We start from the raw sequence: 14,965 nt of genomic DNA, 5'->3' as shown, positions 1-14,965 counted from the left end.
CGGCAGGTCCTCGGACTGACTCCTGTGCACGGGGTTTCCGGAACGGACATGCACAAGTACACCGTTGCGGGACAGTTCCGGATTCGCACCGGATTCCCCTGCGGCGACAGCGAGGATGAGCATACATCTAGTGCCGGGCTGTCGCGTCACCCCCAGATGTTGTGTCTGTTGTGTGGTGCGGTGGCTTCGGAGCGTCAACTCGCGGTGACGGTGCGGCGGCCGGGTTGCGGGGCGGGCCGTGCGCGTTTCCATGGAAGGCGGGTGCCGGCACCGGTGGGGGTCCTCCGTCCCGACCTGCCGCTCGCCCTGGAGACCGCCCTCGCCCAGGGCTTCAAGTACGCGGCCAACCGGCGCAAGCGCCATCTGCACACCTACCCGGGCGCCCGTACCGACCTGATCCGGCAGGCGGAGACCGTACTGCAGCAGAGCCGCTGCTGGTACGCGCAGCTCAACCTGCTCCAGGCGCTGTGCCTGTGGAACTGCCGGACAGTGTCAACCGTCACGACCAGGACGGGTGGTGCGGGGCCGAGCACGGCGGCGACGGGGAGGCGGCCCGTGAGCCCTCCCGGGAGATCCGCGGGACGACCGCCGTGCAGACCGTGGAGCGCTGGCTGTCGATGGCGGGCACGGCCCAGCACGCCCCGGACCGTCCGGGGCCCGACGGCGCCGCGCCGAGGCGCCGCCTGCACCCGTTCGTCGCGGAGGCCGGGGACCTGGTGGCGCTCGCCCTGGAGACCGGGCGGCCCGAGCGGTTCGTCTGGATCGACGAGAAGGGCGTCGCCGACACCATCGGTTCCCGCAGCCGCCCGCAGGGCTACCGCAAGCACCACCTGTGGATTCCGCCCTCGGCCGGCTGGCGCACCCTGGACGGCCGGGCCCAGCGCCTCGTCGCCGACGTGCTGGTCCTGCTGAACCTCGTCGAACGCGACGGACACCCCGACGAGGTCGAGGAGCGGCTGACCCGCGCCGAACAGCCGGGCATGCCCCTCCCGCCGTGCATCCGGCGCGACCGCAGCCCGCTGCGGCCCGGGATGAAGGCCAGCACCTCGGAACCGCCCGGGCCCGGCACCACCTGCCTGCCCGACTGCACGTTCCAGCTGTGCCCGTATCCGCCGCGCGGCTATGTGCCCCGGGGGGAGATCCGTGAGCCCTTCTGCCGCCGGCAGCAGGCCCTGCTGCCCGGCCCCGTCCGGCGCTGCCTGCCGAGGGGCCTGGGGACCCTGCACCGCAAGACACCCGCCTGGGTCGGTATGCGGGTCAGGGACCTGGACCGCTTCTGGGACGAGATGGCCGGACGCACCCGGGACTAGTGTCCCGCCAGGCGACGGCCGCCCCGCCGCGACGCCCGGCCCGCACGGGCGTCGGGCGGGAGCGGCGACGGGCCGCCGGGGACCCTGCCCCGGCGGCCCGCTCGGGCCGGCGTGCTCGCCGGTGCTAGTGGCCCGCTCCGGCCGTCGCCGGCGGCAGTTCCACCTGCACCCCGGGGTCGCCCGCGTCCGCCGTGTAGTCCTCCGGGCTGGTCTCGTCGACGCCCTCGGGGGCCTTGACGGCCCTGAGGACGAAGGTGAGGACCACGGCCACGGCGACGTTGAGGACGAACGCCGTCAGGCCGATGTAGCCGATCTCGCCGATGCCCGGAATCTCCTTGGCCGAGCCGCCGAAGTGCTTCTGCGTCGGCGAGGCCACCCCGTACGCGGCGACCGTGCCGTACACCATGCCGACCGCCCAGCCGCCCAGCAGGGCCCAGCGGTGGAACCAGCGCGTGAACAGGCCGCCGACCAGGGCCGGGAAGGTCTGCAGGATCCAGATGCCGCCGAGCAGCTGGAAGTTGATCGCGACCGTCTTGTCCATGGTGAGGACGAACACCAGGGCGCCGACCTTCACCAGCAGCGACACGAACTTGGAGACCTGCGCCTCCTGCTTCGGCGTCGCGTCCGGCTTGATGAAGTCCTTGTAGATGTTGCGGGTGAAGAGGTTCGCCGCCGCGATGGACATGATGGCGGCCGGCACCAGCGCGCCGATGCCGATCGCCGCGAAGGCCACGCCCGCGAACCAGTCCGGGAACATGTCCTCGAACAGCTGCGGGATCGCCAACTGGCCGTTGGTCACCTTCACTCCGGCCGCGATCGCCATGAAGCCCAGCAGGGCCAGCAGACCGAGCATGAGGGAGTACAGCGGCAGGATCGTGGTGTTGCGGCGGATCACCTCGCGGCTCCTGGAGGACAGGGTCGCGGTGATCGAGTGCGGGTACATGAACAGCGCGAGCGCCGAGCCGAGGGCGAGCGTGGCGTACGTCCACTGGCCCGCCTGCGGCGGGGCGAGCGCGCCGCGCGGCTTGCCCGTCGCCGGGTTGACCTGGCTGAGCGCGTGGCCCGCCTTGGCGAAGACGTCGTCGAAGCCGCCGAGCTTGATCGGGATGTAGATGATCGCCACCGCGATGACGATGTAGATCAGCGTGTCCTTGACGAACGCGATCAGGGCGGGCGCGCGCAGACCGGAGGAGTAGGTGTACGCCGCCAGCACACCGAAGGCGATCAGCAGCGGCAGGTCCTTCACGAACCAGTTGGTGGTGTCCCCGCCGCCGACGCCCATCACGTCCAGCACGGCCTGGATGCCGACGAGCTGCAGCGCGATGTACGGCATCGTCGCCAGGATGCCGGTCAGCGCCACCGCCAGCGACAGCCCCTTCGAGCCGAACCGGCCCCGCACGAAGTCCGAGGTGGTGACGTACCCGTGGCGGTGCGAGACCGACCACAGGCGCGGCAGGAAGGTGAAGATCAGCGGGTACACCAGGATCGTGTACGGCACCGCGAAGAAGCCGGACGCGCCCGCCGCGTAGATCGCCGCCGGCACGGCGACGAAGGTGTACGCCGTGTACAGGTCGCCGCCGAGCAGGAACCAGGTGACCCAGGTGCCGAACGACCGTCCGCCCAGGCCCCATTCGTCCAGGGAGTGCTCGTTCTCGGCCCTGCGCCAGCGTGCGGCGAGGAAGCCCATGACCGTGACGGCCAGGAAGAAGAAGATGAAGACGCCGAGCGCGACGCCGTTGACACCGTCCTTCACTTGGTCTCACCGCCCTTCCGGGAGGCGCGGCCACGCTGGTCGCGCTGCCACAGCTGGTACGCGGTCACGGTGAGTGCGGTGGAGATCAGCACCCAGAGCATCTGGTACCAGTAGAAGAACGGGATCCCGATGAAGGCCGGGTCCGCCTTGGCGTACGAGCCGACCCACAGCATCGCCACGAAGGGCGCGACGAGGCACAGAGCGATGATCACCCGGGCCGGGGTGACGACCGGTGGTCTCACTTCAGGTGTTTCGGACATGCCACGGCTCTCCGTCCCCTCGCTGATCACCTGTGTAATGCGCAGGCAATCTAGGTGACGGTGTCGCGACAGTGGAAGACCTCGTCCGTATATCGGTATATCGATTCAGCGAAGATCCACCGGTCCCAAGCGCCTTACTCCGTGGGCCGCTTGAGTCTCGCGACGAACTTGTAGCGGTCCCCCCGGTAGACCGACCGCACCCACTCCACGGGCTTGCCCTCGCGGTCCAGGGAGTGGCGGGAGAGCATCAGCATCGGCAGGCCCACGTCGGTGCCGAGGAGGCCCGCCTCGCGCGGAGTGGCCAGCGAGGTCTCGATGGTCTCCTCGGCCTCGGCGAGATGGACGTCGTAGACCTCGGCGAGCGCGGTGTAGAGGGAGGTGTACTTCACGAGCGACCTGCGCAGGGCGGGGAAGCGCTTGGCGCTCAGGTGGGTGGTCTCGATGGCCATCGGCTCGCCGTTGGCCATGCGCAGCCGCTCGATGCGCAGCACGCGTCCGCCGGCGGTGATGTCGAGGAGCCCGGCGAGCCGGTCGTCGGCGGTGATGTAGCCGATGTCCAGCAGCTGCGAGGTCGGCTCCAGGCCCTGGGCGCGCATGTCCTCGGTGTAGGAGGTGAGCTGGAGGGCCTGGGAGACCTTGGGCTTGGCGACGAAGGTGCCCTTGCCCTGGATGCGCTCCAGCCGGCCCTCCACGACCAGCTCCTGCAGGGCCTGGCGGACGGTGGTGCGGGAGGTGTCGAACTCGGCCGCCAGTGTGCGCTCGGGCGGTACCGGGGTGCCCGGGGCCTGCGTCTCCGTCATGTCGAGCAGGTGCTTCTTCAAGCGGTAGTACTTGGGCACGCGCGCCGTACGGCCAATCGTGCCGGCCTCGTTCTCCGCACTGCTGACGTCGGTGCTCATGCTCTGCCTTCCCGGCTCCGGATGCCGAAAGCGACCGACTGGCATCGGCCACGGGTCACATCGTGGCACGGCTTCGTGTGCCAGGAGTCCACCCGCACCCTCCGTGATCTCCTCTGTATACCGTCGCACCTGCTGTTGGTCTAGTCCAACGGCCCGGTCCCTGGACTAGATCCCTTGCCAGTCCGGCTTGTTGGCGTAGGTGTGCCGGAAGTAGTCGGCGAGCTTCAGCTTGGAGGCGGCGGCCTCGTCGACGACCACCGTGGCGTGCGGGTGGAGCTGGAGCGCGGAGGCCGGGCACACGGCCGCGACCGGTCCCTCGACGGTCGCGGCGACCGCGTCCGCCTTGCCCTCGCCGGTCGCCAGCAGCACCAGGTGCCGGGCCTCCAGGATGGTGCCGATGCCCTGGGTGATGACGTGGTGCGGGACCTGCTCGATGTCGCCGTCGAAGAAGCGGGCGTTGTCGACGCGGGTCTGCTCGGTCAGTGTCTTGATCCGGGTGCGCGAGGCGAGCGAGGAGCACGGTTCGTTGAACCCGATGTGCCCGTCGGTGCCGATCCCGAGCAGCTGCAGGTCCACCCCGCCGGCCCCGGTGAGCGCCCGGTCGTACGCCTCGCAGGCCGCCTGGACGTCCGGGGCGGTGCCGTCGGGCCCGAGGAACGCGTCCATGCCGATGCCCAGCGGCTCCAGCACCTCCCGGCGCAGCACCGAGCGGTAGGACTCGGGGTGCTCGGCGGGCAGCCCCACGTATTCGTCGAGCTGGGCTATGCGCGCCCGCGAGGTGTCGACGGCGCCGGAGCGCACCTTCGTGGTCAGCGCCTGGTAGACGGGCAGCGGGGTGGAGCCGGTGGCCACGCCGAGCAGGGCGTCGGGCTTGCGTCGCAGCAGCTGGGCCATGGCCTCGGCGATCAGCTCGCCGCCCGCCGCGGCGTCCGGAACGATGACAACTTCCACGCTGGGCCTGCCGTTCTGAAGTGGGCTCGTGCGTCTCTATGTGGTTTAGACCAATCTAACAGAATCGCCGTGCGCCGGCCCTCCCTTCGGATTTGCCTAACGATCGCTACATAAAAATCGTACGACGCGACGGAGACATTTCTCTAGGGTGCGCTATAAAATACACTCCATGGTGGGACGCGGACAGGCGGAAGAGCAGGTCAGGGCGCCGAAGGGGCGCGGCCGGCCGCGCTCCTTCGATCGGGCCACCGCGCTGGAGAAGGCGCTCATGGCCTTCTGGGAGCACGGCTACGAGGCCACCTCGGTCTCCGACCTCACCCGGATCATGGGCATCGGCGCCCCGAGCCTGTACGCGGCCTTCGGTGACAAGCGGACCCTGTTCGAGGAGGTCGTCCGCGTCTACGCCGACACCCACGGCGCCTTCGTCGGCCGCGCCCTCGCCGAGGAGCCCACCGCCCGCGCCGCCGTCGAGCGCACGCTGCGCGAGGCCGCCGTCGCGTACACCGACCCCGCGCACCCGTACGGCTGCCTGGTCGTGCACGCGGCCACCAACTGCACCAGCCCCGAGATCGAGGAGCTGCTGCGCGAGCGGCGCAACGGGAACATCGCCGCCCTCGCGTCCCGGATCAGGGCGGACGTCGCGGCCGGGCGGCTCCCGGCCGGCACCGATGCCACGACCCTCGCCCGGCACACCGGCGCGATGATCCAGGGCATGTCCCAGCAGGCCCGCGACGGAGCGAGCCGCGAGGAACTGGAAGCGCTCGCGGAAATTGCCACGGCCATCTGGCCCCGCGACTGACCGAGGCGGGCTAGGCTGCGTGGCGGCATCGGGTGCCATCAGTCGTGCATGCCGACAAGCCCGTGGACACATCCTTGTGGTCTAGTCCACAATCCAAGTGAACAAGCCTCCGTCTTCCCCGCACAGGAAGGCGGATCGAGGAACCGGCGCTCTCTGCCCTGACTGCCCCGGCTCCTCGACCTTCGGCCGACCGGGACCGCACACCCCACGGCCGATGATGCTCCGGGCTGCGGTGCCGGGAGGGTTGAGGGTCCCTTCCAGGCGCCGCGGCCCGCGGGTGTTTTCCGGCCACCCCCGGCCCGCGGGTACGCTCGCAGACGTGCCCTCCATGAACGAACTGGTCCGCCAGCACACCGCCCTCGACGACTCCGACCTCGAGTGGCTCCATCTGCTGGTCTCGGAGTGGCAGCTGCTCTCCGACCTCTCCTTCGCCGACCTGGTCCTGTGGGTCCCCACCCGCGACGGCACGCGGTACGTCTCGGTCGCCCAGATGCGCCCCAACACCGGCCCCACCTCCTACCACGACGACATGGTCGGCCACCTCGTCCCGCGCGGCCGCCGGCCCATGCTGGACGCGGCGCTGGACGAGGGCCGGATCGTGCGCGAGGGCGACCCGGAGTGGCGTGAAGAGGTCCCCGTACGGGTCGAGTCCATCCCGGTGCGGCGTGAGGGCCGCGTCCTCGGCGTGATCGCCCGCAACACCAATCTGCTGACCGTGCGCACCCCGAGCCGGCTGGAGCTGACCTACCTCCAGAGCGCCTCGGACCTCGCCCAGATGATCGCGGCGGGCTCCTTCCCCTTCCCCGACCAGCAGGTCGACATGGACGCCTCGCCGCGCGTCGGCGACGGCCTGATCCGCCTCGACGCGGACGGCATCGTCCAGTACGCCTCTCCGAACGCCCTCTCCGCCTACCACCGCCTCGGTCTCGCCGCCGACCTGGTCGGCCAGCACCTGGGCCAGACCACCGCCGAACTCGCCCCGACCCGGGGGCCGGTGGACGAGGCGCTCGCCAAGGTGGCCAGCGGCTGGGCGCCGCGGGAGTTCGAGATCGAGGCCCATGACGGCGTGATCCAGTTCCGGGCGATCCCGCTCAAGCCCAAGGGCACCCGGATCGGTTCCCTGGTGCTGTGCCGGGACGTCACCGAACTGCGGCGGCGCGAACGGGAGTTGATCACCAAGGACGCGACCATCCGGGAGATCCACCACCGGGTGAAGAACAACCTCCAGACGGTGGCCGCGCTGCTGCGGCTGCAGGCCCGGCGCATCGAGTCCGAGCGCGGCCGGGAGGCCCTGGAGGAAGCCGTCCGGCGTGTCGGCTCGATCGCGATCGTGCATGAGACGCTGTCCCAGAACCTGGACGAGCGTGTGGAGTTCGACGACATCGCCGACCGTGTGCTGGCCATGGTCGCCGAGATCTCGCCGGGCAAGGTGACCGGCCGGCGCAGCGGACGCTTCGGGATACTCGACGCCGAGGTGGCCACCCCGCTGTCGATGGTCCTCACCGAGATCCTGCAGAACGCCCTGGAGCACGGCTTCCGCGAGGGCGACACCGGCACGGTCGAGGTGTCGGCGGTCCGCGGCGGTACGACGAAGGAGGCCCGCCTCCTCGTCACCGTCCAGGACGACGGGGTCGGGCTGCCCGAGGACTTCGACCCGCACCGCTCGGGCAACCTCGGTCTGCAGATCGTCCGCACCCTGGTGGAGGGCGAGTTGGGCGGCTCCTTCGACATGGTCCCGGCGCCGGGCCGCGGGACCAGGGTGATCCTCGACATTCCGGTGCGGGCGCAGAAGTAGGCCGACTGCCGTATGACGGCGGCCGTTTGCCCTGTGGAGCGGGGGCGCGGTGCCGGCACGGTGCGGGCACAGCAAAAAGCCCCGGACCGCCATGGGTCCGAGGCTCGTGCTCGTTGCTGCTCTGCTGTTGGGCTAAGCGCATCGGGGGATACTGCGCGCTGCGGCTCGGGGGCGGGAGATGCGTGCGTGCTGCACGCGCCGCCAAGCTCAGGCTGTCAGCAGGGGTGGGAGTGTCAGGCGGAGGCCTGACGGGCCCGGTTGCGGGCGGCGCGGCGCTTCATGGCGCGGCGCTCGTCCTCGCTGAGACCACCCCAGACGCCGGAGTCCTGACCGGACTCGAGCGCCCACTGCAGACACTGCTCGATCACCGGGCAGCGACGGCAGACGGCCTTGGCTTCCTCGATCTGCAGCAGCGCAGGACCGGTGTTGCCGATGGGGAAGAAGAGCTCGGGGTCTTCCTCGCGGCAAACGGCGTTGTGACGCCAGTCCATGGCTGCTACCTCTCCTTGGTATTACATGCAGATTGCTTGTGAATGTGAACGCTTTCACGAATCCCTCAACAAGTGAAGGGCCGACCGCCGAGTCTTCCCCGGCGTGGTCCTTGGTTTGAAGAGGGGTTCCGGTGATCAGTGGAGGCCGGTGTTGCGGGCCGTCCCGATCGCCACGTAGAGACTCGCAAACCTCAGCGGCGGATACAACCCCTTCCGGAAAGTTTTTTTTGATTCCTCGGTGTCGACTAGGTCACAGCCGTACTTCCATGGGGTGGATCCTGGCCTAAACGTTCGAGTGAAAGGACTTTTGCGTCTTCCGCTCACACAATCACACGCAGTGCACGGCGTACGCCTGTGAACGTCACGCTCGTACGCAGCCCGAGGTGGTCACCGTCCATCTGCAGGGGGAGGGGAGCCTTCGAATGCAAGGTGAACCGGTCCAAGTCGTGCAGGGAGACCACATGCCTGCCATGGGGTCCGCGCTCGGGGGACGAAGTGAGCAACTGGGTGCCATACCGGGCAACCGCGGCCGCCGAGAGGCGGCTGAGACCGAGCACGTCGATGCCCGTGTCGAACGACGCCTTAGGCGACGTATACATGGGGCGATTGCCGAGATACGTCCACGGGGACGTGTTCGAGACTATGGCGACCACAAGATCACTGATCGGATCCGCGCCGGGCTGCCGCAGGGTGATCGAGCCGTGCCGGCGGTTCTGCTCGCCGAGGAACTGCCGGACCACCTGGCGGACGTACAGCGCGTGCGTCGACTTCTTGCCCCGCTCGCGCTGCTGCTCGACCCGGCCGACCACGCCCGCGTCGAAACCGAGGCCGGCGTTGAAGGTGAACCAGCGGTCCGGGACCGCCTCGTCCTCGGTGCCGGGCGTGCCCGAGGTCAGGCCTAGCCCGACGACCCGCTCGCTGCCCTCGCGCAGGGCGTCCAGCAGGGCGCCGGTGGCCTCCACGGGGTCGTTGGGCAGGCCCAGGGCGCGGGCGAAGACGTTCGTGGATCCGCCCGGCACGACGGCGAGGCCGGGCAGGCGCTCGGGGTCGGGGCCGGCGTGCAGCAGGCCGTTGACGACCTCGTTGACCGTGCCGTCGCCGCCGAGCGCCACCACGAGGTCGATGTCGTCGCTGTCCGCCGCCTGCCGGCCGAGGTCGCGCGCGTGGCCGCGGTACTCGGTGGTGACCGCCTCCAGCTTCATCTCGCTCGCCAGCGCGTGGATCAGGACGTCACGCCTGCGTGCGCTTGTGGTGGTTGCCGCCGGATTGACCACGAGAAGTGCACGCATGGAGGGCAGCGTACCTACTGGGGGGTACCGGGCACACAGCGAGGTAGGGATCCGGTAAGAGGCGGGGACGTGACAGTGGACACGGTGCCGCGCCGCGGGGGTGCGGCACCGCTGCCGGGCGGGCGTGCGGGGTGGGCTGATCGCGCGGTTGCCCGCGCCTCTTTCGGGACGCTCGCACCGCCCCCGCTACCCTGCTGGGGTGAGCAGTGAGCAGAGCCCCGCCCAGGACACCGCCGAAGCCGCCGCCGGCCCGCGCCCGCGCCGGCTGACGTACGCCGCCGTGCTGGCCGCGCTGGAAGGGCTCGCCCTGGGCGGCGGCGGTCTGTGGGTGCTCGTGCTCGGACTCACCGGTTCACCGGACGACCGGCAGCAGGCCGTGACCCTCGGCATCACACTGGTCGTGCTCGCGCTGCTGCCGTTGCTCGCCGCGCGCGGACTGCTGCTGCGGCGCAGCTGGAGCCGCGGTCCCGCGGTGATCACCCAGCTCATGGCGCTGCCGATCGCGTACAACCTGATCCACGCCGACAGCCTGGCCGTCCCGGCCGGTATCGCGCTCACGGCCGTCGCCGTCGCGGCGCTGGTGCTGCTCGTCAACGGCGAGACGACCCGGGCCCTCGGCATCAGGGGACCGGGCCGCGCCGAGTAGCGCGGGGCCGCGCTACTCCTCGACGAGGAGCTTCTCCCGCAGCTGGGCCAGGGTGCGCGCCAGCAGCCGGGAGACGTGCATCTGGGAGATGCCGACCTCCTGCGCGATCTGCGACTGGGTCATGTTCCCGAAGAAGCGCAGCAGCAGGATCCGCTTCTCCCGCGGCGGGAGGTCCTCCAGCAGCGGCTTCAGGGACTCCCGGTACTCCACGCCCTCCAGCGCCTCGTCCTCCGCGCCGAGGGTGTCGGCGACCGCCGGGGACTCGTCGTCGGTGTCGGGGACGTCCAGGGACAGCGTGGAGTACGCGTTGGCGGACTCCAGGCCCTCCAGGACCTCCTCCTCGGAGATCGCGAGCTTCTCGGCCAGCTCGTGGACCGTGGGGGAGCGGCCGTGCAGCTGGGACAGCTCGGCCGTCGCCGTGGTCAGCGCGAGCCGCAGCTCCTGCAGCCGGCGCGGCACGCGGACGGCCCAGCCCTTGTCGCGGAAGTGCCGCTTGATCTCGCCGACGACGGTCGGGGTGGCGTACGTGGAGAACTCCACGCCGCGCTCCGGGTCGAACCGGTCGACGGACTTGATCAGGCCGATCGTGGCGACCTGCGTGAGATCGTCCAGCGGCTCGCCGCGGTTGCGGAAGCGGCGCGCCAGGTGCTCCACGAGCGGCAGGTGCATGCGGACCAGCTGGTTGCGCAGCTCCGCGTACTCCGCGCTGCCCGCGTTCAGCCCGCGCAGCTCGACGAACTTCGCCCGGGCCCCGCTGCGGTCCTGCGGGTCGTGCTGTGCGGCCTGCACGGCTTCCGCGCCCGGCGCGTCGTCCTCGGCGTACCGCTCGTGCTCGCTCATCGTCCCGCCCGTAGCCCTTCCCCGAGCCCTGGCCGCCGCGCGGGGTCCCGCCGCGGGCGCGCCCTCAACGGAACCGTCACCGCCGGCCCGCGCGGAGTCGTCCTCCGGGTGCGGTCTGGCCTGCTCGGGGATGCCGTCGATGCCGTCCGCCATGCGCCGGGAACCGTCCCGGGGGCCCTCCCCGGACGTCTCGGCCGTCCTCGGCCAGGAGGCACCCCCGTCCCCGGCCGGCAGCTCCCGTGTGCCGCGCTCTTCGTCCCGCACCGGACCGTCCCCGTTCCTCACGCCGGGCCAGGGCCCGCGCCGCGCTGTTTGTAGAGGCTGATCGACACGGTCTTGTCCTCGTCGACGGCGGACGAGACCTTGCCCGCGAGGGCCGACAGCACGGTCCAGGCGAAGGTGTCCCGCGAGGGGGCGTGACCGTCCGTGGTCGGCGCCGCGACCGTGACTTCCAGCGAGTCGTCGACGAGCCGGAAGACACAGCTGAGCACGGAGCCGGGCACGGCCTGTTGGAGCAGGATCGCGCAGGCCTCGTCCACGGCGATGCGCAGGTCCTCGATCTCGTCCAGGGTGAAGTCCAAGCGGGCCGCGAGACCGGCCGTGGCCGTCCGCAGCACCGACAGGTAGGCACCCGCAGCCGGCAGCCGGACTTCCACGAAGTCCTGATTCGCCGTGGGCTCGCCTGCGATCTGGGACACCCTCACCTCCATGGTGGTACAAGCTTTACGGGGCCGAGGGTCGCCCCCCGGGGTAACGCGTACGTGGTTCCGCGGTGACGCTATCGCGCTCCGAACGTTCCTGTCCCGGGACCCCAACCCCCCTGGCGTCACTCACAGTAAAGCTGTGCATACGCTCCGTGTCTAGAGGGTTTGCGCGCCCAAATGGGAAGAGGGCGCGCCGGGTTGACGTACCCAGACGTCACACGCTCGAACCGTCGTGCGGTCGCCGCCGCATGCAGTGTCACACGAGAAGGCGGCCGGACGGGAATGCGAGCGCCCGGGAAACCGCTCGCACACCAGAACTCAGACGAGAACGTGGTCCACGAAGCACCACCGCCACTCCTCGCCGGGCTCGAAGGACCGCATGACCGGGTGGCCGGACGTCTCGTGGTGCTGCGTGGCGTGTCTCCCCGGCGAGGAGTCGCAGCAGCCGACGTGGCCGCAGGTCAGGCACAGCCGCAGCTGGACGGGGTGGGTGCCGTTCCGGAGGCACTCCGGGCAGGTGGCGTCGCGCGGGTCCGGCTCCGGGTGCGGCAGCGCTTCGGCGTGCGTGCACTGTTTCATGATTGCCAGATTACGACGGGTGTGCGGGTGGCCGCGCGGAAAACGAGGGTGGGCGAGGATCATGGACGTGATGCCGCTGCTGTTGCTGGTGGCGGGCAGTGCGGCGGTCGCGGGGGCCGCCCGGCGCGGCCCCGTGCCGGCCCCGCTGCTGCTCGTCGCCGTGGGCCTGGCGCTCTCGTACATCCCCGGCGTCCCGCACTACACGCTGGACCCGGAGGTCGTCCTGCCCCTGGTGCTGCCCCCGCTGCTGTACAAGGAGGGCACCGAGAGCTCGTACCTCGATCTGCGCGCCCAGATGCGGCCCGTGGGGCTGCTGTCGATCGGGTACGTGCTCTTCGCGACCTTCGCCGTCGGCTGGGCCGCCTATCTCGTCGTGCCGGGGCTGCCGCTGCCCGCCGCGCTGGTCCTGGGCGCGGTGGTGGCCCCGACGGACGCGGTCGCGGCCGCGGCCATCGCACGCCGGGTCGGCCTGCCGTCCAGGATCACCACCATCCTGCAGGGCGAGTCCCTGCTCAACGACGCCACCGCGATCACCGCGTACAAGGTGGCGCTCGCCGCGGCCGTCGGTGAGGGGGCCACCTGGGCGGGCGGCGTCGGCGAGTTCCTGCGGGCCGCCGTCGGCGGTGTCGTCGTCGGAATGGTGCTCATGGTGCCGATCCACTGGCTGCGCACCCACCTGAAGGAGGCGCTGCTGCAGAACACGCTCTCCCTGCTGATCCCCTTCGTCGCCTACGGCGTGGCCGAGCAGTTCCACGGCTCCGGGGTCCTCGCCGTCGTGGTGGTCGCGGTCTACCTCGGGCATCGCGCGTGGGAGGTCGACTTCGCCACCCGGCTCCAGGAGGACGCAGTGTGGCGGATGGTCGCCTTCGTGCTGGAATCGGCCGTGTTCGCGCTCATCGGCCTGCAGCTGCCGACGGTCCTGAAGGGACTGGGCGCGTACGAGGGCGTCGACGCGGTCTGGTACGCGACCGCGATCTTCCTCGTGGTCGTCGCGGCCCGCTTCGTCTGGGTGTTCCCGGCGACCTTCGTGCCCCGCCGGCTCTTCCGCCGCGTCAGGGAGCGCGAGGAGGACCCCACCTGGCGGGGCCCGGTCGTGACGGGATGGGCCGCCATGCGGGGCGTGGTGTCCCTGGCCATCGCGTTCTCGATCCCGCTCACGGTGCACGGCGGTGCTCCCTTCCCGCAGCGGAACCTGATCCTGTTCCTGACCTTCACCACGGTCATCGGCACGCTCGTCGTGCAGGGCCTGACGCTCGCGCCGCTGATCCGCCTGATGCGCTTCCCGGGGCGCGACCGGCAGGCCGAGACGCTCGCCGAGGCCAACGCCCAGGCGCAGGCCTCCCGGGCCGCCGAGGGGCGCCTGGACGAGCTGCTGTCCGACGAGCGCAACGCCCTGCCCCCGCCGCTCGCCGACCGGCTGCGCACGGTCCTGGAGCGCCGCCGCAACGCCGTCTGGGAGCGCCTGGGGCAGACCAACCCGGTCACCGGCGAGACCGTGGACGACACCTACCGCCGGCTGTCCCGCGAGATGATCAGCGCCGAACGCGAGGTCTTCGTCAAGCTCCGCGACCACCGCTACATCGACGACGAGATGCTGCGCGCGCTGCTCAGACGCCTGGACCTGGAGGAGGCGGCGGCGTACCGGGAGGCGGGTTAGGCCCGCCCCCCGGCGAACGGCCGTCCGGTGACGACGGCGGCGATCGTCGTCCCGCGCGGGAAGGCGCCCTCGTCGGCGAGGGTGACAAGCCCGTAGAGCAACTTGGCGACATAGAGATGTTCGACGGGCAGTCCGTGGCGGCGCTCGAAGTCCTCCGCGAAGGCGTGCAGTTCGGGTGTCGTACGGGCGTAGCCGCCGAAGTGGAAACGCTCGTCGAGGGACCAGGAGCCGGTGCGGGCACCGAAGGCACGTTCCTGCAGCTGCTGTATGTCGCGTTCCAGGAAACCGCCCCTGAGGACCGGCACGCCGAGCGCGCGCTGCCCGGCCGCCAGCCCGGCGGCGAGCCCCGCGAGCGTGCCGCCGGTGCCGCAGGCGACCGCGACGACGCCGGCGTGCCCGCGCAGTTCCTCGCCGAGGGCCCGGCAGCCGTGTACGGCCGCGCTGTTGCTGCCGCCTTCGGGGACGACGTACGCCTCCTCGGCGCCGGCCGCGCGCAGGATCGCCGCCAGGGTCTGCGGCTCGGTCTTGTGCCGGTATGTCGATCTGTCGACGAAGTGCAGCCGCATGCCGTCCGCCGCGCACCGGGCCAGCGAGGGGTTGAGCGGACGGCCGGCCAGCTCCTGGCCGCGGACCACGCCGGTGGTCGGCAGACCGAGGAGGCGGCCCGCGGCGGCGGTGGCGCGCAGGTGGTTGGAGTAGGCACCGCCGAAGGTGACCAGGGGGCGGCCGCCGGCCGCCTCGATGTTCGGCACCAGCTTGCGCCATTTGTTGCCGATGAGGTCCGGGTGGATCAGGTCGTCGCGCTTCAGGAGCAGCCGCAGGCCGTGACGGCCGAACCGCTCGTCCCCTACTTCCTGAAGAGGAGAGGGCAGGCGGGGAGCGAGCGCAGTCCGGCTGGTCACGGCTTCATTGTCACCCGCTACGACGGTCACGGGCGCCCCGCGACGGGCGTGGGGAGCTGCGCGACGGGCGTGGGGAGCCGCGCGGCGGGG

At 71.0% G+C, this 14,965-nt stretch carries 15 protein-coding genes and 1 riboswitch; of the genes, 5 read left to right on the top strand and 10 right to left on the bottom strand.

Annotated features, from left to right (window positions below; genetic code table 11):
• Positions 1–31: 31 nt before the first annotated feature.
• Positions 32–99, bottom strand: a riboswitch (cobalamin riboswitch).
• A 374-nt stretch (positions 100–473) separates the two neighbouring features.
• The gene (locus tag IO33_RS0111550; protein WP_031163364.1) at positions 474–1,310 is read left to right on the top strand and encodes a hypothetical protein; all 837 of its coding nucleotides are present in this window, start codon (positions 474–476) and stop codon (positions 1,308–1,310) included.
• A gap of 124 nt (positions 1,311–1,434) precedes the next feature.
• Here IO33_RS0111550 and mctP read toward each other — a convergent pair whose 3' ends face one another.
• From mctP to nagB, 4 genes are all read right to left on the bottom strand, one after another.
• The gene (gene mctP, locus IO33_RS0111545) at positions 1,435–3,063 is read right to left on the bottom strand and encodes a monocarboxylate uptake permease MctP (RefSeq protein ID WP_031163362.1); all 1,629 of its coding nucleotides are present in this window, start codon (positions 3,061–3,063) and stop codon (positions 1,435–1,437) included.
• Positions 3,060–3,323: a DUF3311 domain-containing protein gene (locus IO33_RS0111540; RefSeq protein WP_031163359.1), complete on the bottom strand. Its 264-nt coding sequence runs from the start codon at positions 3,321–3,323 to the stop codon at positions 3,060–3,062. Before IO33_RS0111540 ends, mctP begins: the two co-directional genes overlap by 4 nt.
• Before the next feature lie 134 nt (positions 3,324–3,457).
• Positions 3,458–4,222 carry a GntR family transcriptional regulator gene (locus tag IO33_RS0111535; protein WP_031163357.1) on the bottom strand — a complete coding sequence of 255 codons (765 nt, stop codon included), beginning with the start codon at positions 4,220–4,222 and terminating at the stop codon, positions 3,458–3,460.
• A 165-nt stretch (positions 4,223–4,387) separates the two neighbouring features.
• A complete protein-coding gene (gene nagB, locus IO33_RS0111530) occupies positions 4,388–5,173 on the bottom strand; it encodes a glucosamine-6-phosphate deaminase (RefSeq protein ID WP_031163355.1) in 786 nt (261 codons plus the stop codon).
• 169 nt (positions 5,174–5,342) lie between these two features.
• Here nagB and IO33_RS0111525 point away from each other — a divergent pair, with 169 nt between their 5' ends.
• On the top strand, positions 5,343–5,972 hold the full coding sequence (locus IO33_RS0111525; protein WP_031163353.1) for a TetR/AcrR family transcriptional regulator: 630 nt from the start codon (positions 5,343–5,345) through the stop codon (positions 5,970–5,972).
• Between the two features lie 319 nt (positions 5,973–6,291).
• Positions 6,292–7,767 carry a sensor histidine kinase gene (locus IO33_RS0111520; protein ID WP_078963508.1) on the top strand — a complete coding sequence of 492 codons (1,476 nt, stop codon included), beginning with the start codon at positions 6,292–6,294 and terminating at the stop codon, positions 7,765–7,767.
• A 233-nt stretch (positions 7,768–8,000) separates the two neighbouring features.
• On the opposite strand, the gene IO33_RS0111515 is transcribed toward IO33_RS0111520, so the two are convergent.
• Complete coding sequence (locus IO33_RS0111515) at positions 8,001–8,258, bottom strand: WhiB family transcriptional regulator (protein WP_003992873.1); 258 nt, start codon at positions 8,256–8,258, stop codon at positions 8,001–8,003.
• 320 nt (positions 8,259–8,578) lie between these two features.
• Positions 8,579–9,547: a diacylglycerol/lipid kinase family protein gene (locus IO33_RS0111510; protein ID WP_031163348.1), complete on the bottom strand. Its 969-nt coding sequence runs from the start codon at positions 9,545–9,547 to the stop codon at positions 8,579–8,581.
• 199 nt (positions 9,548–9,746) lie between these two features.
• Between IO33_RS0111510 and IO33_RS0111505 the strand changes: the two genes are divergently transcribed.
• Positions 9,747–10,193 carry a hypothetical protein gene (locus IO33_RS0111505; RefSeq protein ID WP_031163346.1) on the top strand — a complete coding sequence of 149 codons (447 nt, stop codon included), beginning with the start codon at positions 9,747–9,749 and terminating at the stop codon, positions 10,191–10,193.
• 12 nt (positions 10,194–10,205) lie between these two features.
• On the opposite strand, the gene IO33_RS0111500 is transcribed toward IO33_RS0111505, so the two are convergent.
• From IO33_RS0111500 to IO33_RS0111490, 3 genes are all read right to left on the bottom strand, one after another.
• Positions 10,206–11,297 carry an RNA polymerase sigma factor SigF gene (locus tag IO33_RS0111500; protein WP_245235761.1) on the bottom strand — a complete coding sequence of 364 codons (1,092 nt, stop codon included), beginning with the start codon at positions 11,295–11,297 and terminating at the stop codon, positions 10,206–10,208.
• A gap of 17 nt (positions 11,298–11,314) precedes the next feature.
• Positions 11,315–11,731 (bottom strand): ATP-binding protein, encoded by a 417-nt coding sequence (locus tag IO33_RS0111495; RefSeq protein ID WP_031163342.1) that lies wholly within the window; start codon positions 11,729–11,731, stop codon positions 11,315–11,317.
• A gap of 324 nt (positions 11,732–12,055) precedes the next feature.
• Entirely contained in the window at positions 12,056–12,316 is a 261-nt protein-coding gene (locus IO33_RS0111490) for a UBP-type zinc finger domain-containing protein (protein ID WP_031163340.1), read from the bottom strand.
• Positions 12,317–12,377: 61 nt separating this feature from the next.
• Between IO33_RS0111490 and IO33_RS0111485 the strand changes: the two genes are divergently transcribed.
• Positions 12,378–13,973, top strand: a complete 1,596-nt coding sequence (locus IO33_RS0111485) for a Na+/H+ antiporter (protein WP_031163337.1) — start codon at positions 12,378–12,380, stop codon at positions 13,971–13,973.
• Here the strand turns inward: IO33_RS0111485 and IO33_RS0111480 are convergent.
• Entirely contained in the window at positions 13,970–14,875 is a 906-nt protein-coding gene (locus IO33_RS0111480; RefSeq protein ID WP_031163336.1) for a 1-aminocyclopropane-1-carboxylate deaminase/D-cysteine desulfhydrase, read from the bottom strand. The two genes, IO33_RS0111485 and IO33_RS0111480, sit on opposite strands and share 4 nt — an antisense overlap.
• Positions 14,876–14,965: the final 90 nt, after the last annotated feature.

Source organism: Streptomyces durhamensis, assembly GCF_000725475.1.
In the GTDB taxonomy this organism is placed as follows: Bacteria; Actinomycetota; Actinomycetes; order Streptomycetales; family Streptomycetaceae; genus Streptomyces; species Streptomyces filipinensis.
The sequence above is the reverse complement of the archived record's forward strand: the minus strand, read 5'-3'. Positions and strand labels throughout refer to the sequence as shown.

What these genes read in the sequence shown, in the direction of transcription:
- IO33_RS0111510 (WP_031163348.1), bottom strand. Translation starts at nt 9,547, where the DNA reads ATGCGTGCACTTCTCGTGGTCAATCCGGCGGCAACCACCACAAGCGCA.
- IO33_RS0111525 (WP_031163353.1), top strand. Translation starts at nt 5,343, where the DNA reads ATGGTGGGACGCGGACAGGCGGAAGAGCAGGTCAGGGCGCCGAAGGGG.
- IO33_RS0111485 (WP_031163337.1), top strand. Translation starts at nt 12,378, where the DNA reads ATGGACGTGATGCCGCTGCTGTTGCTGGTGGCGGGCAGTGCGGCGGTC.
- IO33_RS0111535 (WP_031163357.1), bottom strand. Translation starts at nt 4,222, where the DNA reads ATGAGCACCGACGTCAGCAGTGCGGAGAACGAGGCCGGCACGATTGGC.
- IO33_RS0111490 (WP_031163340.1), bottom strand. Translation starts at nt 12,316, where the DNA reads ATGAAACAGTGCACGCACGCCGAAGCGCTGCCGCACCCGGAGCCGGAC.
- IO33_RS0111515 (WP_003992873.1), bottom strand. Translation starts at nt 8,258, where the DNA reads ATGGACTGGCGTCACAACGCCGTTTGCCGCGAGGAAGACCCCGAGCTC.
- IO33_RS0111540 (WP_031163359.1), bottom strand. Translation starts at nt 3,323, where the DNA reads ATGTCCGAAACACCTGAAGTGAGACCACCGGTCGTCACCCCGGCCCGG.